Raw genomic sequence first — 17710 nt, forward strand, 5'->3', positions numbered from 1 at the left:
CCTGCACCTTCAATATACGCCTATGCCGTGGCGATTCACAGACGCAAGCTTGGCAAACTTACCACAATGCTGCTAAGCAGCACGCGAAATTGCACTGGAAACCCTTACGTTAGATTACAATTCGGCTTTTTTTCGACCAGGAGAAGCCGCATGAGCGGTCCTACCACGCAAACCACCGAGGTTCCAATCCCTGAATTCAGGCAGATCATGGGTCACCCTGCTCCGCTCTGGATGTTGTTCATGTCTGAGTTCTGGGAACGCTTTGCGTTTTACGGGATCCGCTGGGCACTGGTGCTGTACATCGTTTCGCAGTTCTTCGGCGGCGATGCTTCCGGCCAGGCTGCCGCCAACCTGACTTACGGCTCCTACCTGGCATTGGTGTACGCCGGCGCACTGTTTGGCGGCTATGTCGCTGACCGCGTCCTGGGCTACCAGCGCTCGATCCTGGTCGGCGCGACCTTCATGGCGGCGGGCCTGTTCATGATCGCCATCCCGGACGATACGATCTTCAAGTTCGGCCTCTCGACCATTATTGTTGGTAACGGCCTGTTCAAACCGAACATCTCCACCATGGTCGGCAAGCTGTACTCGCTGGGTGACACCCGCCGCGACTCCGGCTTCACCATCTTCTACATGGGCATCAACGTCGGCGGCTTCCTGGCCCCGATCTTCACCCAGCTGCTGGCGCAGAAAGTCTTCGCTACCGGCGACACCCCTGCGTACAAGATCGTGTTCATCTCCGCAGGTGTGGGCATGCTGATCTCCCTGTTCTGGTTCTACCTGGGCCGCAAGGGCCTGAAGGGCATCGGCGAACCGGCACCGGAAGCCAAATCCCCAATGCGTATTGCCTACGTGGCACTGGGCGCACTGGCCGTGATTCCAGTTGTGTACTCGCTGCTGGCAGTTGGCGCCGCCGCCCTGCAAGGCGTGCTGACCGTGCTGTTCCTGATCCTGGTGGTCATGCTGATCGTCGAAGGCGTGCGCAACGGCCCTGTGGCGCGCGACAAGACCATCGCCATGATGGTGATCTTCGCCTTCAACATCATGTTCTGGTGCTTCTTCGAGCAAGCTGGTTCCTCGTTCACCTTCCTGGCAGACCAGATCGTGAACCGCGACCTGGGCTTCATGACCTTCCCAACCGCCTGGTTCCAGTCGGTGAACTCGCTGGCCATCATCTTCTTCGCGCCGGTCGTGGCAGCGATCTGGGTGTGGATGGGCAAGCGCGGCAAGAATCCTTCCATCCCGCGTAAGTTCGCACTGGGTATCATCGGCAACGGCCTGGCCTTCGGCCTGCTGATGTACGCGCTGACCCACCTGGTCGACGACAAGAACATGATCCCGTTCTGGACCCTGTTCATGGTCTACGTGATCCAGTCCATCGGTGAACTGTGCCTGTCCCCGATCGGCCTGTCGATGGTGACCAAGCTGGCTCCAGTGCGCCTGGTCGGCATGGGCATGGGCGGCTGGTTCCTGTCCACCGGTATCGGCAACAACCTGTCCGGTATCGTGGCATCGATGATGTCCGGTGAGCACGGCATGACCGTACCGTCGGCGCTGGCTGGCTACACCCAGGGCTTCTGGATCCTGATCGGCGGCGGCGTGCTGCTGTTCATCCTGGCACCGTTCATCCAGAAACTGATGCACGGCGTGAAGTAATTCACCGCACAATCAAAAAAGGCAGCTTCGGCTGCCTTTTTTTATGGTTCATCACGGATTGCTGTGATTTGAGCCAGAAAGCAGGAAAGCGGTGAAGAAAAGTTAGACTTGTTGTGCGACCAACAGTTCTCAACTTAACCCACCGCTTTCATGCAGGTTAATAATCTCGACCTCCCGTTCTGGGAAGGCTTTGGGGTGTGGAATTTCGACCGTCGAGCAGACGGAATTTGGATTTCCCTCCTCCCCCAGACGAATACCCCAGCTAATTGTTCGAAGTGCGATGCTCGCTGTGATCAGGTGCATGGCACTTATTGGCGCACCGTGCGCGAGATGCCCATGTTTGGCGAAGCGGTTTGGCTCCAGGTACGACTGCGCCGAGTTAAATGCGGCCAGTGCGGCACGTGCGCCGAACGCGTTTCCTGGCTTGACCGGCATGCGCGAGTGACCAAACGGTTGGCCGACTTCACTGGCCTGTGGTGCGACAAATTGCCAGTGGCCCACGTTTGCAAGCTAACGGGTCTGCATTGGGAAACCGTACGCCGAATCGAGCGGCAGCGCCTGGCCGCGCAGTTAGAGGCGTTGCCCGAGGCTCGACCCACTAAGCTGGTGATGGACGAATTCGCGCTCTTTAAGGGCCATCGCTATGCCACCGTGGTGCTTGACGGCGATTCCCGGCAGGTGCTTTGGGTTGGTGAAGGACGCAGCCGGCAAGCAATTCGGCCCTTCTTTGACTGGCTGGGCGCCGAGCGCTGTGCCCGAATCCAAGCCGTTGCAATGGACATGAATACGGCCTTTGACTTGGAGGTCAAGAAGCACTGCCGCAAGGCCAAAGTCGTGTACGACCTGTTTCACGATTGCCAAGTACGGGCGTGAAGTGATCGACCGGGTGCGTGTCGATGAGGCCAATCGGCATTGTAACGACAAGCCGGCGCGCCAGTTTGTTAAGCGTGGCCGCTGGTTGGTACTACGTAATCCGCAGAATGTGTCTGCCGACCAAATACCTGTGCTGGAGAAACTGCTAGCGGCCAACCGCGACCTGATGACCGTCTACGTCATGAAGGCGAGCCTGAAAGAACTCTGGGAACCAACTTGCCCATGGCGTTGGCGAGCAGCGTGGCGCAACTGGCTAGCGATGGATCAAGCCAGTAGCATTGAGCCATTGCAGCGCTTCGCCAGACGCTTGAGCTTATATTGGCGCGGCATCTTGGCACGCATGTACTGGCCGATGCATACCGGCCAGCTCGAGGGAATCAACAACCGGATTAAGGTGATGAAGAGGATGGCCTATGGATACCGCGACTCAGAATTCTTCTTTATGAAGATCAAAGCCGCGTTTCCCGGAAATCCGTGATGAACCTTTTTTTATGCCTGCGCTGCGAGCCAGGCGTCGAGGCGGGCTTCGGCGCCGGCGGGGAGGTGCAGGCCGAGTTTGGTGCGGCGCCACAGGATGTCGGCGGCGGTGACAGCCCATTCCTTACGGCGCAGGTAGCTCACTTCGGCGGCGTACAGTCCGGGCAGGATCTCTTCGCCCATGTCGGCCAGCGAGGCGCAGCCGTCCAACAGCGTGTGGACGCGGGTGCCATAGGCGCGCACGTAGCGCTTGACCAGCTCGGGCGGCAGCCAGGAGTATTTCACCTGCACGGCGGCGGCCCACTGGCAGAACTCCTGCACGGAGCGGTTCTGCGGGACGGCGCCAAACAGGTCGCCGCCAGGCAGGCAGGCTTTTTCCGTCCAGCCGCGCGTGGGCTTGCCGAGCTGCCTGCACAGCATGTCCACGGCGTCTTCCGCCAGCTTGCGGAAGGTGGTGATCTTGCCGCCGAATACGCTCAGCAGCGGTGCGCCCTGCTCGTCCAGCTCCAGGAAGTAGTCGCGCGTGACGGCTTTGGCGTCGGCTGCGGCGTCCTCAATCAGCGGGCGCACGCCGGAATAGGTCCACACCACGTCCGCCGGGCGCACGGGTTCGCGGAAATAGTCGCTCGCTAGTTCACAAAGATAGCGGATCTCGCTTTCCTCGATTGCCACGCTTTGCGGGTCGCCTTTGTATTCCAGGTCGGTAGTGCCGATCAGGGTGAAATCGTGCTCGTAGGGGATGGCGAAAACGATGCGGCCATCCTTGTTCTGGAAAATATAGGCCTGGTCATGCTCGAAAATGCGGCGCACCACAATGTGGCTGCCCTTTACGAGGCGCAGGTTGCGGGCTTTCTGTGCGCCGGCGGCGCTTTTCAGGAACGATTGCGTCCATGGGCCCGCGGCATTCACGACGGTGCGCGTGGTGATACGCTTTTCCGTGCCGTCCGCCTTGCGCAGCGTGGCAACCCAGTGGTCGCCGTGGCGTTCGACGGCGACGCAGGTGGTACGCGTCAGGATGCAGGCGCCTTTGGCGCAGGCGTCCATGGCGTTCAACACTACCAGGCGGGCGTCGTCGACCCAGCCGTCGGAATATTCGAAGCCGGCGCGGAAGCTGTCTTTCAGCGGCCGGCCGGCGGGGTGGCATTGCAGGTTGATGCCGCGCGAACCCGCCAGCAGTTCGCGCTTGGCCAGCATATCGTAGAGGAACAAGCCGGCCCGGATCATCAGCGCGGGGCGCTGGCCGGCGTTGTGCGGCATCACGAAGCGCAGTGGCCACATAATGTGCGGGGCGCTGCGCAGCAGCACTTCGCGTTCGGCCAGCGCCTTGCGCACCAGCCGGAATTCATAATATTCCAGGTAGCGCAGGCCGCCGTGGATCAATTTGGTGGAGGCGGACGAGGTATGGGATGCCAGGTCGTCCTTTTCACACAATACGACGCACAGGCCACGGCCGGCGGCATCGCGCGCAATGCCTGCGCCGTTAATGCCGCCGCCAACTACCAGAACATCGCAATCTACGTCCGCCATGCGCTCCCCGATTACTGTTTATAGACGACGCCTTCTTTCATTACGAAGCCGACTTTCTGCAGCAGCGTGATGTCCTGCAGCGGGTCGCCCGCCACCGCCACGATATCGGCAGCATAACCCGGCTCCAGCGAGCCGAGGCGGCTGGACTGGCCCAGCAGCGATGCCGCGCCCAGCGTGGCGGAGCGGATCGCCTCCAGCGCCGGCATGCCAGCTTCCACCATATAGGCGAATTCCTTGGCATTGTCGCCGTGCGGGAAAACGCCGGCGTCGGTGCCGAAGGCGATCTTCACGCCGGCCTTGTAGGCGCGGGCGAAGGTGCCCTGGATCTGCGGGCCGATGGCGGCTGCCTTCGGGCGCACCAGCGGCGAGTAGTAGTTCGGTTCCTTGGCTTTGTCGGCGACGAAGCGGCCGGCGCTGATGGTCGGTACGAACCAGGCGCCGTTCTTCTTGAACAGTGCGATGCATTCGTCGTCCATGAAGGTGCCGTGCTCGATCGAGTCGACGCCGGCCTTCAGGGCGCGCTTCAGGCCTTCGGTGCCGTGGGCGTGGGCGGCGACCTTGAAGCCATAATCCTTGGCGGCGGCGATCAGGGCTTTCAGCTCGGCGTCGTCAAATTGCGAATTCATGCCGCTGCTGGCCTGGCTCAATACGCCGCCGGTGGCGGTAATCTTGATCACGTCGGCGCCTTCCTGGTAGCGGGCGCGTACGGCCTGGCGTGCTTCGTCGGGGCTGTTGATCACGCCTTCGTTCGGGCCGGGCGTGCCGTGCAGGTGGCGCAGCTCGCGCGACTTGCCGTTGCTTGGGTCGCCATGGCCGCCGGTGGTGGCGATGGTTTTGCCGCCGGTGAACATGCGCGGGCCGATGATGGCGCCGCTGTTGATGGCGCGCTTCATGGCGATATTCAGGCCTTCGTTGGCGCCCAGGTCGCGCACGGTGGTGAAGCCGGCCTTCAGGGTGCGTTCGGCGTAGGCCACGGAGTCGTAGGCGCGGTCGGCGGCGTCCAGGGTGAGCTGGCCGCGCAGCGATTCTACCTGGGGCATGGTCTGGCTGGTCAGGTGTACGTGCATGTCGATGAAGCCGGGCATGCAGGACATGCCGCTCATATCCACGTCGCCCTTGCCCTTGGTCGGCTCGATGGACTTGACGCTGCCGTTCTCGATATGGACCGTGACCTTTTCGCGCCAGACGCCGGCCTTGACGTCCAGCAGGCGGCCGCAATCCACAGTCATGGCGCTTGCCGATCCCATTGCCAGCAGCAGGCTTGCCGCTCCCAGTTTTTTCATCGCCCAGTCTCCGTTTAACTAGTTAGCTTTTTCGCGCGCCACCCACAGGAGCAGCGCCATGATTACAGCATAAGGTAGCAGGGACAGCAAATCCGCGCTTGGGCCGCTGAAAAACGGGTTACCGGTTTCGGCCCAGGCGGTGACGGCGGCGTCGAAATTCGTCATCACGCCGGCGGTAATCGCAATCACGATACCGGCCAGGGCGCCGCCCGCGATATAGCCCGATGCCAGCAGCACGCCTTCGCTGCGGTCGCCGGCTGCCTGGCGCGCTTCTTCGTCCATGCCTTGGTACTGCGGCAGCTGGCTGTTGCGGCGGTCGGCCAGCCAGCGCAGCACGCCGCCAACGGCGATCGGCAAGGTGGCCGACAGCGGCAGGTACACGCCGACGGCGAAGGACAGCGACTGCACGCCTGCCATCTCCAGCACCACGGCGATCATCACGCCCAGCATCACCAGGGTCCACGGCAGCTGCTGGTCGAGGATGCCCTTGATGATGTAGGACACCAGGACGGCTTTGGGGGCGTCGTATTTGCGCACCTCGCTGCCATCCGGACGCTTGCTATGGGTGCCATTGATGCCGGGATCGACGAACCAGACCGCCTTGCCGTCCGGCGCGACCAGGTATTTGCCTTCCGGTCCGCCCTGCGCGTCAGGCTTCTGCCAGACTTTGTAGGTTGCGCTGTCGGCGGCGGCCTGCGGGCCTTCCAGGCGCGCGGTGGCAGTCAGGCGTGCCGGATCGGTCGCCAGGCCCGCTGGGGCCACTTGCGCCGCCGGTACGTAGACCGTGCTGGCATTATTCAGCTGCAGCAGGATCGGGCCAAGCAGCAGCGCCGAGGCCAGGGAGCCCACCAGCATCGCGTACTGCTGCAGGCGCGGCGTGGAGCCGACCAGGAAGCCGGTTTTCAGGTCCTGCGATACGGTGCCCGCATTGGCCGAGGCGATACAGACAATCGCGCCGACCGACAGCGCTGTCACGTAATACTGGCCGCCGGTCCAGCCCACCATCAGGAAGATCAGGCAGGTGAACAGCAGCGTCGCCACCGCCATACCAGAGGTCGGGTTGGAGGAAGAGCCGATCTCGCCGGTCAGGCGCGACGACACCGTGGAAAACAGGAAGCCGAACACCAGGATCAGCAAGGCGCCCAGCAGGTTCATATGCAGCGGCGCGGCGGCAGTTATGACGGCAATAATGGCGAGGCAGCCGATCACCACCCACTTCATCGGGATATCCTGCTCGGTGCGGCGGGCGCTATCGGCTTTGCTGGCCTTGCCCACCCCGGCCAGGCCAGCGGCCAGGCTGCGCCAGATCATCGGCATGGCGCGCATCAGGGCGATCAGGCCGCCGGCGGCAACGGCCCCGGCGCCGATGTACAGGATATAGGCGCCGCGCACGTCGTTCGGCCCCATCTCGGAAATCAGCATGCTGGCCGGCGCCAGGACGGTGGTCAGCGGGTCGCCGAAGAACTTGATCATCGGGATCAGCATCAGGTAGGACAGCACGCCACCGGCGGTCATGGTCAGCGCAATGCGCGGGCCGATGATGTAGCCGACGCCCAGCAGCTCAGGCGATACCTCGGCGCCGATCGAACCGCCCTTGAGCGGCGCGTCCAGCACCACTTCCGGCGTGTCCTTCCAGCCCTTGAGCGAGACGTTCAACGCCTTGTACAGCAAGCCGACCGCAAAGCCGCCGAAGATCAGGCGCGCACGGCGCCGTGCATCCCGGGCCGCCTGCGACTCGCCCTGCACCGGCTCTCCGGCGGCCAGGCGCGAGGAATCGCTGGCGGCGGCCTTCAGCACTTCGGCACAGGCTGTCCCTTCAGGGAATTTGAGCTCGCGGTGCTGGTCGACGATCATGGTGCGGCGCATCGGGATCATCATCAGGATGCCCAGCAGGCCGCCCAGCACGCCCACCAGCATCACGCGCCAGATCTCCAGGTCAAAGCCCAGGATCAGGATGGCAGGCATGGTCACGCCCAGGCCGAAGGCAATCGACTCGCCGGCCGAACCGGCCGTCTGGGCGATGCTGTTCTCCAGGATGCTGGAGTCTTTGCCGCCCATCTTGCGCGCCAGGCCGAAGAAGGTGATGGCGATGACCGCCACCGGGATCGAAGCGCTGACGGTCAGGCCGACTTTCAGCACCAGGTACAGCGAAGAAGCGCCAAACACCATGCCCAGCACGGTACCGAGGAACAGGGCGCGGAAGGTCATTTCCGGCAGCCGCGCCTCATCGGGGATATAGGGACGGAACACTTAAATCCTTTTAGACTGAAACACCAAGACTATGGCATAAGCGTCAACTACTGCATAGTCTATAATTGCCCGACTTCACAACCGTGAGAGCTGATTTGAGCAATCGACCTTCCTGGCTGAACCGCCGCAACATCACCCGCGCCGGGATCGGCGCAGGCATCGCCGCCCTGGGCGGCGCCATCGCCCTGGCCTGCTACGCAGCCTTTGTCATCCGCCCCAACCTGCCGACACTGGAAGCGGTCACCGACTACCGCCCGAAAATCCCGCTGCGCATCTACACGGCAGACAAGGTGCTGATCGGCGAATTCGGCGAGGAACACCGCGACTTCACCCCGATTGCCGAAGTGCCGGACCTGATGAAGAAAGCCGTGCTGGCGATTGAAGACGCGCGCTTCTACGAGCACGGCGGCATCGACTGGATCCGCGCCATGGGCGCCGCCCGCGCCAACCTGCGCGGCAGCTTCCGCCAGGGCGCGTCGACCATCACCATGCAGGTGGCGCGCGATTTCTACCTGAGCAAGGATAAATTCGTCTCGCGCAAGATCGCCGAGATCATGCTGGCCTATCGCATTGAAGCGGCGCTCGACAAGGACAAAATCCTTGAGCTGTACATGAACAATATCTTCCTGGGCCAGCGTTCTTACGGCTTTGCCAGCGCCGCCCAGGCTTATTTCGGCAAATCGCTGAAGGAGCTGTCGATTGCGGAAACGGCCATGCTGGCGGGCCTGCCGCAAAACCCGTCGCGCAATAATCCCGCCGTCAATCCGAAAAAGGCCCGCTCGCGCCAGCAGGTGGTGCTGAAGCGGATGTTCGAGCTCGAATACATCACCGAAGCCCAATACGAAAAGGCCAGGAAGGAGCAGCTGCACGTCAACCACCGCGGCCAGGAGTTCGATACCCACGCCGAATACGTGGCGGAACTGGCGCGCCAAGTGGTCTTTGCTGAATTCAAGGAAGAGACCTACACGCGCGGCATCAACGTCTACACCACCATCCAGTCGGCCGACCAGAACGCGGCCTACGCCTCGGTACGCCGCAATGTGGTGGCCTACGACCAGCGCCACGGCTACCGCGGCCCGGAAGCCTACATCGAACTGCCGGCCGACGAAGAAGAGCGCGGCGACGCGATTGACGATGCACTGGCCAAGCGCGTGGTCAGCGATGGCCTGATCCCGGCCGTGGTGCTGCAGGCCAGCCCTACCCTGGTCAAGGCGGAGACTTCGGACGGCGACGTGCTCTCGATTACCGGCGACGGCCTGAAACTGGCTGCGGTCTCCCTGTCCGACAAGGCCAAACCGGCCTCCGCCATCCGCCCCGGCGCCGTGATCCGCGTAATGCAGAACGAGAAGAAAGCCTGGGCCATCAGCCAGGTGCCGAAAGTCGCCGCAGCATTTGTGTCGCTGGACGCCAATACCGGCGCCTACCAGGCGATGGTGGGCGGCTTCGATTACGGCCTGCAGAAATTCAACCATGTGACCCAGGCCTGGCGCCAGCCCGGCTCCGCGTTCAAGCCATTCATCTACTCCGCCGCCGTGGCCAAGGGCTTTGGCCCGGCCACCGTGATCGCCGACCAGCCGCTGGAAATGCCGGGCGGCGCCAACGGCGAACCGTGGAAGCCGCAGAACGACGACTTCGTGTTCGACGGCCAGGTCACCATGCGCCGCTCGCTGGCTGCGTCCAAGAACGTGCCGTCGGTGCGCCTGCTGCGCGCCGCCGGCCTGGATGAAACCCACGCGTTCCTGGCGCGCTTCGGCTTCGACATGCCGCGCCATCCGAAGAACTACACCATTGCGCTGGGCACCGGGGCCGTCACGCCGCTGCAGCTGGCGGGTGCTTACGCGGTCTTCGCCAACGGCGGCTACAAGGTCACGCCTTACCTGATCTCCCGCGTAACCGATGCCAAGGGCGCACCGATCATGGACATCAAACCGCCGGCAGCTGCCGATACCGGCGAGCGCGTGCTGGACGAGCGCAATGTCTTCATCATGGACAGCATGATGCGCGACGTGGCCCGCAGCGGCACCGGCGCGGCGGCTGGACGCCTCGGCCGCCCTGACCTGGCGGGCAAGACCGGCACCACCAGCGATTCCTTCGATGGCTGGTTCGCCGGCTACGGCGGCGGCGTGGTTGCCGTGGCCTGGATGGGTTACGACGAGCCGAAGTCGCTCGGCGGCCGCGAGTTCGGCGCCACCCTGTCGCTGCCGATCTGGATGGACTATATGCGCGCCGCCCTGCCGAAGCATCCGCCGGTGGAGCGTCCGGTGCCGGAAGGCGTGGCGCAGATGAACGGCGACTGGATCCTGGAGGAATATGCCGGCGATCCGACCGTACGCGCGATCGACCTCGATAACGTGCCGGAGGAAGGCGAAGAAGCGGAGCCGGTTGAGGGCACGCAGCCGCCGGCCCCGCCAGCCGCGCCGCAGCCGGCGCAAACGCAGGGAGCTGGCGCCTGAACATGCGTGGCGCGCAGCCTCCCCAACCTCCATTTTCCCGCCGCCGGCTGCTGGGCGCAGCGGCCTGCCTGGCCGCAACCCCGCTGGCTGCGTTCACGCCGGCTGCGCATGCGCACCATGCGCGCCCGCATATCCCGCGCATCTACATGATCCTGTTCCGCGGCGAGACCGCCGTGGAAACCGGCTTCCGCGAATGGTTCGCCGAAAACAAGCACGCGGCCGAGTTCCTGGTGCGCAGCGTGGACCTGGACGCCAGCCGCGCGCCAGGCCTGCTCGACGAAGCGCGCGCCTGGCATGCGGACCTGATCTACACCTGGGGCACGCCGGTCTCGGTGGCGGTGGCGGAGCGCGAATTCGACATCCCGATCCTGTTCACCATGGTCTCCGCGCCCATCGCCGCCGGGCTGGTACGCAGCCTGGCGTCGTCCCAGCGCAACCTGACGGGCGTCAGCCACGTGGTGCCGGCGCGGCTGCAGATGAACGCGATCCGCAACTACCGCCGCTTCGACCGCATCGGCGCCATCTTCAACCCGAACGAGGTGAATGCCCGTTTCGCCGTGCGCGAAATGCGCAGCGAAGTTGAGCGCAACTCGGCCGAGTTTATCTGCCGGCCGGTGCCGCTCAACGACGCAGGCCAGCCGCAGCCCGACGCCATTCCGCAGCTGCTGCGCGAGCTCAAGGCGCAAGGCGCGCAACTGCTGTATGTGGGCCCCGACAGCTTCCTGTCGGCGAACCGCAAACTGCTGACCGAAACGGCGCTGGCATTGGGCCTGCCGGTGTTTTCGGCCGCCGAAGTCACGCTGCGCGACGGGCGCGCCCTGTTTGGCCTGGTGGCCGGTTACCGCAACGTCGGCCGCCTCACCGCCCATAAGGCCGCCCAAATCCTGTACCATCGCGCAAAGCCCGCTGCACTGCCGATTGAAACCCCGGGCAGCTATTCCTATCTCGTCAACATGGATGTGGCACGCCAGCTGGACATGATGCCGCCGGCGCGTGTGCTGCAAATTGCGGAGCAAATATAGATGATCCCGCTGTCGCCGCCGGTCTTGCAGCAAATGGCCATGGGCCTGGTGTTCGGCCTGACCGATACCGGAACTGTGCGGCCCAGCAACCAGGACAACCTGCTGCTGCTGCCGGAATTGAACCTGGTCGCCGTGGCGGACGGGATGGGCGGCCATGTGGGCGGCGACATCGCCAGCACGGAAGCCCTGCTGCTGGTGTGGAAGCACCTGCGCGCTATGGCGCCGCCAGTGGACCAAGCCGAGGCCCTGCGCCAGATACAGGACGCCGTGCTGTTCGCCAACCATGCCCTGTTCACCAATAATGCCGCCGCCGGACTGGCTGATGGCTATGGCATGGGCACCACGCTATCCGGCATGTGGCAACCGCTCGCCGGCGGCCCGGCCTGTATTTTCCACGTTGGCGACAGCCGCATCTACCGCTACCGCAACGGCCAGCTGGCGCAGCTGACCCATGACCAGACGCTGTATCAGCAAGCGCTGGAATCGGGCATGACCGGCATGCTGCCGCCGCGTAACCTGCTGCTGCAGGCGATCGGCCCGGCGGACGACGTGCGGCCGGACGTGTTTGCGCTGGCGCTGGCGCCGGGCGATATCTACCTGTTGTGCAGTGATGGGCTGTATGGCGCGTCGATGCCGGGTGCGCTGGACGCCATCCTGGCCGGCGCCACGCCGGACAACCTGCCGGAGCGCTGCGCCGCGCTGGTGGAAAAGGCCAAGCAGGACGGCAGCCGCGATAACATCACGGCCATCCTCCTGCGCTGTCCCGATTAGAACTCTTCCCAGTCGTCGCTGGCCGGCTTGGCCGCGGCCATTGCTGGCCGCCGCTGGGGCGCCGGCTCTTTGCGCGGGGCGGCCCGCTGCTCGGCGCTTCGGGCCGGGCGCTCCACCGCCAGGGCGCGCGTCGGCGTGGCCGGACGCCGCGCCGGCGCTTCCGTCCCCATGGCCGCCAGCGACGCGGCATCGAGCTTGAACACGCTCACAACTTCCATCAGCTGCGCCGCCTGTTCCTCAAGCGCGGCTGAAGCAGCTGCCGCTTCCTCGACCAGCGCCGCATTCTGCTGCGTCACATGGTCCATCTGGCTGACGGCGGTATTGATCTGGTCGATGCCGGCACTTTGTTCCTGCGTCGCCAGGCTGATTTCCGAAATAATGTCGGTCACGCGCTGCACGCTGGTGACCACCTCGCCCATCGTTGCCCCGGCCTCGCCCACCAGCTTGCTGCCGGCGCCGACCTTCTCCACCGAATCGCCGATCAGCTGCTTGATCTCCTTGGCCGCCGCCGCCGAACGCTGCGCCAGGTTGCGCACTTCGGAAGCCACCACCGCGAAGCCGCGCCCCTGCTCACCGGCGCGCGCCGCCTCCACCGCTGCATTCAGCGCCAGGATATTGGTCTGGAAGGCGATACCGTCGATAACGCTGATGATGTCCACGATCTTGCTCGACGACTCATTGATCGAATCCATGGTCGCCACCACGCGCGCCACCACTTCGCCGCCCTTGGCCGCCACTTCGGAAGCGGTTTTCGCCAGCTGGTTGGCCTGCAAAGCATTGTCGGAGTTATGGCGCACAGTGGAAGTCAGCTCCTCCATCGAGGAAGCGGTTTCCTCCAGCGAGCTGGCCTGCTCCTCGGTGCGGCTGGACAGGTCCATATTGCCGCTGGCGATCTGGGTGGTCGCGCAGGCGATGGTATCGGTACCCTTGCGCACCTTGCCGACCACCTGGATCAGGCTCTCGTTCATATCTTTCAGCGCCTGCAGCAGCTGGCCGGTTTCTTCGGTCGTTTCAACGTCGATCGTGCTGGTCAGGTCGCCACCGGCCACGGTCTTCGCCACCTTCACCGCCGATTCGATCGGACGCGTGATCGCCAATGCGATAAACCAGGCGATCCCCACCGCCACTACCATCGCCACCAGCACGGTGATCACCATGGCCCGTTCCGCCGTGATAACGGACGCCATGCCATCGGCAATCGAGTCTTTGGCGATCCTGTCATTCAGGTCGATGATCTTGTCCAGCGTCTGCTCGGCCTTGGAAAACAGCGGCTCGGAGGCGTGGTATTGCGCAAAGAACTGGGTGAACAGCTCCTTTTGCCGGGCTTCGTCCTTGTTCGCCGCCAGCGCGGCGATAGTGGCGGCCAGCTTGCCGTCGGCGGCCTTCCAGGCGTCCCACTCGCCGACGAACTGCTTCCACATCACCGCTTCTTCGTCAGTTTGCGGCAAGGGTTCATATTTCTTCCAGCCGGCATCGGCTTTCGTCCAGGCGGCTTCGCGCGACTTCGCCGCTTCGGCGAACTTGGCTTGCGCCTGGTAGTCGTTCTCGTAGATGGCGGTTTCCAGTGTCGCCTTGGAGATCGCCGTCTGGCCCTCGCTCAGGATCAGCAGGCCATGGATGGATGGCAGGCGCACCACTCCAATCTCGTTGACCGACTCGCCAACCTTCGCGATCCCCCGGTAGCCTGATACGCCCAGAATTGCCAGCGCCAGCATCATCGCAGCGACCAGGACTGCCAGCTTCCATTTGATCATCAGGTTCTTGAACATCGCGGTAACCCTTTCTTTGAAGGCAAGATTATTTATCTTGTTATATTTGGTTAGATTGTGCTCTTTCCAAACGAATATCGGGCGTTCTTTCCCGTGCGTCAACAAAATCCTTAGTGTTTGAACCCTCATAGCAACAGATGGATATAATGTGGGGCCAGTCTTGTTTAAGCGTCACCTTTGCATGCCCTTTGATTTAAAAAAAGCCATTCCAAAGCCAGGCAACCGCTTTGCTTTGCCCAACCTGTTCGGTTCCGGTGACGCCTACGCCCTGGCGCAAACTGCACTCGAATTGAAGACGCGCGGCCAGATGCTGGCCGTGGTGGTGGCCCAGGCCAGCGATGGCCAGCGCCTGCTGGCCGAGATCCCATGGTTCGCCAATGGCCAGCTGCGCTGCCACCTGCTGCCGGACTGGGAAACGCTGCCCTATGACGCTTTTTCGCCGCACCAGGACCTGGTATCGGAACGCCTGGCGACGCTGCACGAAATCCAGACCGGCCAGTGCGATGTGGCCATCATTCCCGCCACCACGGCGCTGGTGCGCATGGCGCCGCCGTCCTTCCTGGCCGCCTACACCTTCTTCTTCAAGCAAGGCGAATCGCTGGACGAGGCCAAGCTGAAGTCGCAACTGACGCTGGCCGGCTACACCCATGTGTCGCAGGTGATGTCGCCCGGCGAATACTCGGTGCGCGGCGGCCTGATCGACCTGTTCCCGATGGGCTCCGCGCTGCCATACCGCCTGGACCTGTTCGGCGACACGATTGAAACCATCCGCACTTTCGATGCCGACACCCAGCGTTCGCTGTACCCGGTGCGCGAAGTGCGCCTGCTGCCGGGCCGTGAATTCCCGATGGACGAAGCGGCGCGCACCGCCTTCCGCAGCCGCTGGCGCGAAACTTTCGAGGGCGATCCGTCGCGCGCGGTGATCTACAAGGACATCAGCAGCGGCATCGCCTCCGCCGGTATCGAGTACTACCTGCCGCTGTTCTTCGAGGAGACGGCAACCTTCTTCGACTACCTGCCGGAAGCTGCCAGCATCGCCATGGTGGGCGATATCGACGGCGCCATCAAACGCTTCTGGGCCGACACCGAATCGCGCTACAAGTTCCTGAAGGCCGACCGCGAACGCCCGATCCTGCCGCCGAACGACATCTTCCTCGGCGACGAGCAGTTCTTCGTGCTGGCCAAGCCGCACCCGCGCATCGCCATTTCGCGCGATATGTCGCTGCCGGCTTCCGAGCTGTCGGCGCCTGTCCCGAACATCGCCGTCAACCGCCATCTGGACGACCCGCTGACCAACCTGCGCGCCTACCTGATGCAGTCGGGCCGCCGCGTGATGATCTGCGCCGAGTCCAACGGCCGCCGCGAGACGCTGCAGCAGTATTTCGCCGAATTCGACCTGGCGCCCGCGCTGGTGGAAGGCTTTGACGGTTTCCTTGCCAGCGACGCCAAAGTCGCGCTGGGCGTGTCGCCGCTGTACGCCGGATTCGAGCTGGAAGACGGCATCGCCTTCATTACAGAAACCGAGTTGTATGCCGGCTCCGGCCGCCGCGCCGGCCGCAAGAAGCAGGAAGCCGTTACCCAGGTCGAATCGATGGTGCGCGACCTGTCCGAGCTCAAGATCGGCGACCCGGTGGTGCACATCAACCACGGCATCGGGCGCTATATGGGTCTGGTCAGCATGGACCTGGGCGAAGGCGAAACCGAATTCCTGCACCTGGAATACGCCAAGGAGAGCAAGCTGTACGTGCCGGTCTCGCAGCTGCACGTGATTTCGCGCTACTCCGGCGCATCGCCGGACGACGCGCCGCTGCACACCCTGGGCTCCGGCCAGTGGGACAAGGCCAAGCGCAAGGCCGCCGAACAGGTGCGCGACACCGCCGCCGAGCTGCTCAACCTGTACGCCCGCCGCGCCGCCCGTACCGGCCATTCGTTCGAGTACTCCTCGCACGACTACGAACGCTTCGCCGACAGCTTCGGCTTCGACGAGACGCCGGACCAGGCAGCCGCGATCATGAACGTGATCAAGGACATGACCTCCGGCAAACCGATGGACCGCCTGGTGTGCGGCGACGTCGGCTTCGGCAAGACCGAAGTTGCGCTGCGCGCCGCCTTCATTGCCGTCATGGGCGGCAAGCAAGTGGCCATCCTGGCGCCGACCACCCTGCTGGCCGAACAGCACGCGCAAACCTTCGCCGACCGCTTTGCCGACTGGCCGGTGCGCATTGCCGAAATGTCGCGCTTCCGCACCGGCAAGGAAATCGCCAACGCCATCAAGGGCATGCAGGACGGCACGCTGGACATCGTGATCGGCACCCACAAGCTGCTGTCGGACGACGTCAAGTTCGACCGCCTCGGCCTGGTCATCATCGACGAAGAGCACCGCTTCGGCGTGCGCCAGAAGGAAGCGCTGAAATCGCTGCGCGCCGAAGTGGACGTGCTGACCCTGACCGCAACGCCGATCCCGCGCACCCTGGGCATGGCGCTGGAAGGCCTGCGCGACTTCTCCGTGATCGCCACCGCGCCGCAAAAGCGCCTGGCCATCAAGACTTTCGTGCGCAGCGAAGGCGACTCCATCATCAAGGAAGCCGTGCTGCGTGAGCTGAAGCGCGGCGGCCAGGTCTACTTCCTGCACAACGAGGTGGAGACCATCCAGAACCGCCTGGCCAAGCTGCAGGAAATGCTGCCGGAAGCGCGCATCGCCGTGGCCCACGGCCAGATGCACGAACGCGACCTGGAAAAAGTGATGCGCGACTTCGTGGCGCAGCGCTACAACATCCTGCTGTGCACCACGATCATCGAAACCGGTATCGACGTACCGACCGCCAATACCATCATCATGCACCGCGCCGACAAGTTCGGCCTGGCCCAGCTGCACCAGCTGCGTGGCCGCGTCGGCCGCTCGCACCACCAGGCTTACGCCTACCTGCTGGTGACCGACGTGCAGGGCCTGAGCAAACAGGCGCAGCGCCGCCTGGATGCGATCCAGCAGATGGAGGAACTGGGCTCGGGCTTCTACCTGGCGATGCACGACCTGGAAATCCGCGGCGCCGGCGAGGTGCTGGGCGAAAACCAGTCCGGCGAGATGCTGGAAGTCGGCTTCCAGCTGTATACGGACATGCTGAACGAAGCCGTGCGCGCGCTGAAGGCCGGCAAGGAACCGGACCTGGCCGCCCCGCTCGCGACCACCACCGAAATCAACCTGCACACGCCGGCCCTGCTACCCGCGGATTTCTGCGGCGACGTGCACGAACGCCTGTCGATCTACAAGCGCCTGGCCAACTGCGAAGCGCAGTCCAGCATTGACGATCTGCAGGAAGAACTGATCGACCGCTTCGGCAAACTACCCGACGCAGCCAAGGCGCTGGTGGAAACCCACCGCCTGCGCATTGCGGCCAAATCCGTCGGCATCGTCAAGATCGATGCCCACTCGGAAGCCGTCAACCTGCAATTCATGCCGAAACCGCCGATCGATCCGATGCGCATCATCCACCTGATCCAGAACCAGCGCCACATCAAGCTGAATGGACAGGATAAACTCAAGATCACCGCCAACATGCCGGACCTGGCAGCGCGTGTGAACCAGATCAAAACCGCCATTAAACAGCTGACCGCCTGATGAACGACATGAC

Annotated in this window: 9 protein-coding genes and 1 pseudogene; 6 read left to right on the top strand and 4 right to left on the bottom strand. The window is 63.6% G+C overall.

Going from position 1 to position 17710, the window contains the following annotated elements:
• The first annotated feature begins 207 nt into the window (after positions 1-207).
• Together AAHE99_RS04250 and AAHE99_RS04255 are read left to right on the top strand one after the other, a co-directional pair.
• A complete protein-coding gene (locus AAHE99_RS04250) occupies positions 208-1656 on the top strand; it encodes a peptide MFS transporter (protein WP_446728893.1) in 1449 nt (482 codons plus the stop codon).
• A 150-nt stretch (positions 1657-1806) separates the two neighbouring features.
• Positions 1807-3007: pseudogene (locus AAHE99_RS04255) on the top strand (ISL3 family transposase).
• Positions 3008-3018: 11 nt separating this feature from the next.
• Here AAHE99_RS04255 and glpD read toward each other — a convergent pair.
• From glpD to AAHE99_RS04270, 3 genes are read right to left on the bottom strand one after another with little or no spacing between them, the layout of a single operon-like run.
• Positions 3019-4533 carry a glycerol-3-phosphate dehydrogenase gene (gene glpD / locus AAHE99_RS04260; protein ID WP_342114736.1) on the bottom strand — a complete coding sequence of 505 codons (1515 nt, stop codon included), beginning with the start codon at positions 4531-4533 and terminating at the stop codon, positions 3019-3021.
• Positions 4534-4544: 11 nt separating this feature from the next.
• Complete coding sequence (locus tag AAHE99_RS04265) at positions 4545-5816, bottom strand: metal-dependent hydrolase family protein (protein WP_342114738.1); 1272 nt, start codon at positions 5814-5816, stop codon at positions 4545-4547.
• 18 nt (positions 5817-5834) lie between these two features.
• Entirely contained in the window at positions 5835-8066 is a 2232-nt protein-coding gene (locus tag AAHE99_RS04270) for an OPT family oligopeptide transporter (RefSeq protein ID WP_342114740.1), read from the bottom strand.
• Between the two features lie 95 nt (positions 8067-8161).
• Here AAHE99_RS04270 and AAHE99_RS04275 point away from each other — a divergent pair, with 95 nt between their 5' ends.
• From AAHE99_RS04275 to AAHE99_RS04285, 3 genes are read left to right on the top strand one after another with little or no spacing between them, the layout of a single operon-like run.
• Entirely contained in the window at positions 8162-10519 is a 2358-nt protein-coding gene (locus AAHE99_RS04275) for a penicillin-binding protein 1A (RefSeq protein ID WP_342114742.1), read from the top strand.
• Positions 10520-10521: 2 nt separating this feature from the next.
• The gene (locus AAHE99_RS04280; RefSeq protein ID WP_342114744.1) at positions 10522-11541 is read left to right on the top strand and encodes an ABC transporter substrate-binding protein; all 1020 of its coding nucleotides are present in this window, start codon (positions 10522-10524) and stop codon (positions 11539-11541) included.
• The gene (locus tag AAHE99_RS04285) at positions 11542-12312 is read left to right on the top strand and encodes a PP2C family protein-serine/threonine phosphatase (protein WP_342114746.1); all 771 of its coding nucleotides are present in this window, start codon (positions 11542-11544) and stop codon (positions 12310-12312) included.
• Here AAHE99_RS04285 and AAHE99_RS04290 read toward each other — a convergent pair.
• Positions 12309-14081 carry a methyl-accepting chemotaxis protein gene (locus tag AAHE99_RS04290; RefSeq protein ID WP_342114748.1) on the bottom strand — a complete coding sequence of 591 codons (1773 nt, stop codon included), beginning with the start codon at positions 14079-14081 and terminating at the stop codon, positions 12309-12311. The genes AAHE99_RS04285 and AAHE99_RS04290 overlap by 4 nt on opposite strands.
• Before the next feature lie 181 nt (positions 14082-14262).
• On the opposite strand from AAHE99_RS04290, the gene mfd reads away from it, so the two are divergent.
• Positions 14263-17697, top strand: coding sequence for a transcription-repair coupling factor (mfd, locus tag AAHE99_RS04295; protein WP_342114750.1), 3435 nt, complete (start codon positions 14263-14265; stop codon positions 17695-17697).
• The last annotated feature ends 13 nt before the right edge of the window (positions 17698-17710 follow it).

This window comes from Pseudoduganella sp. OTU4001 (assembly GCF_038440195.1).
Lineage (GTDB): Bacteria > Pseudomonadota > Gammaproteobacteria > Burkholderiales > Burkholderiaceae_D > Rugamonas.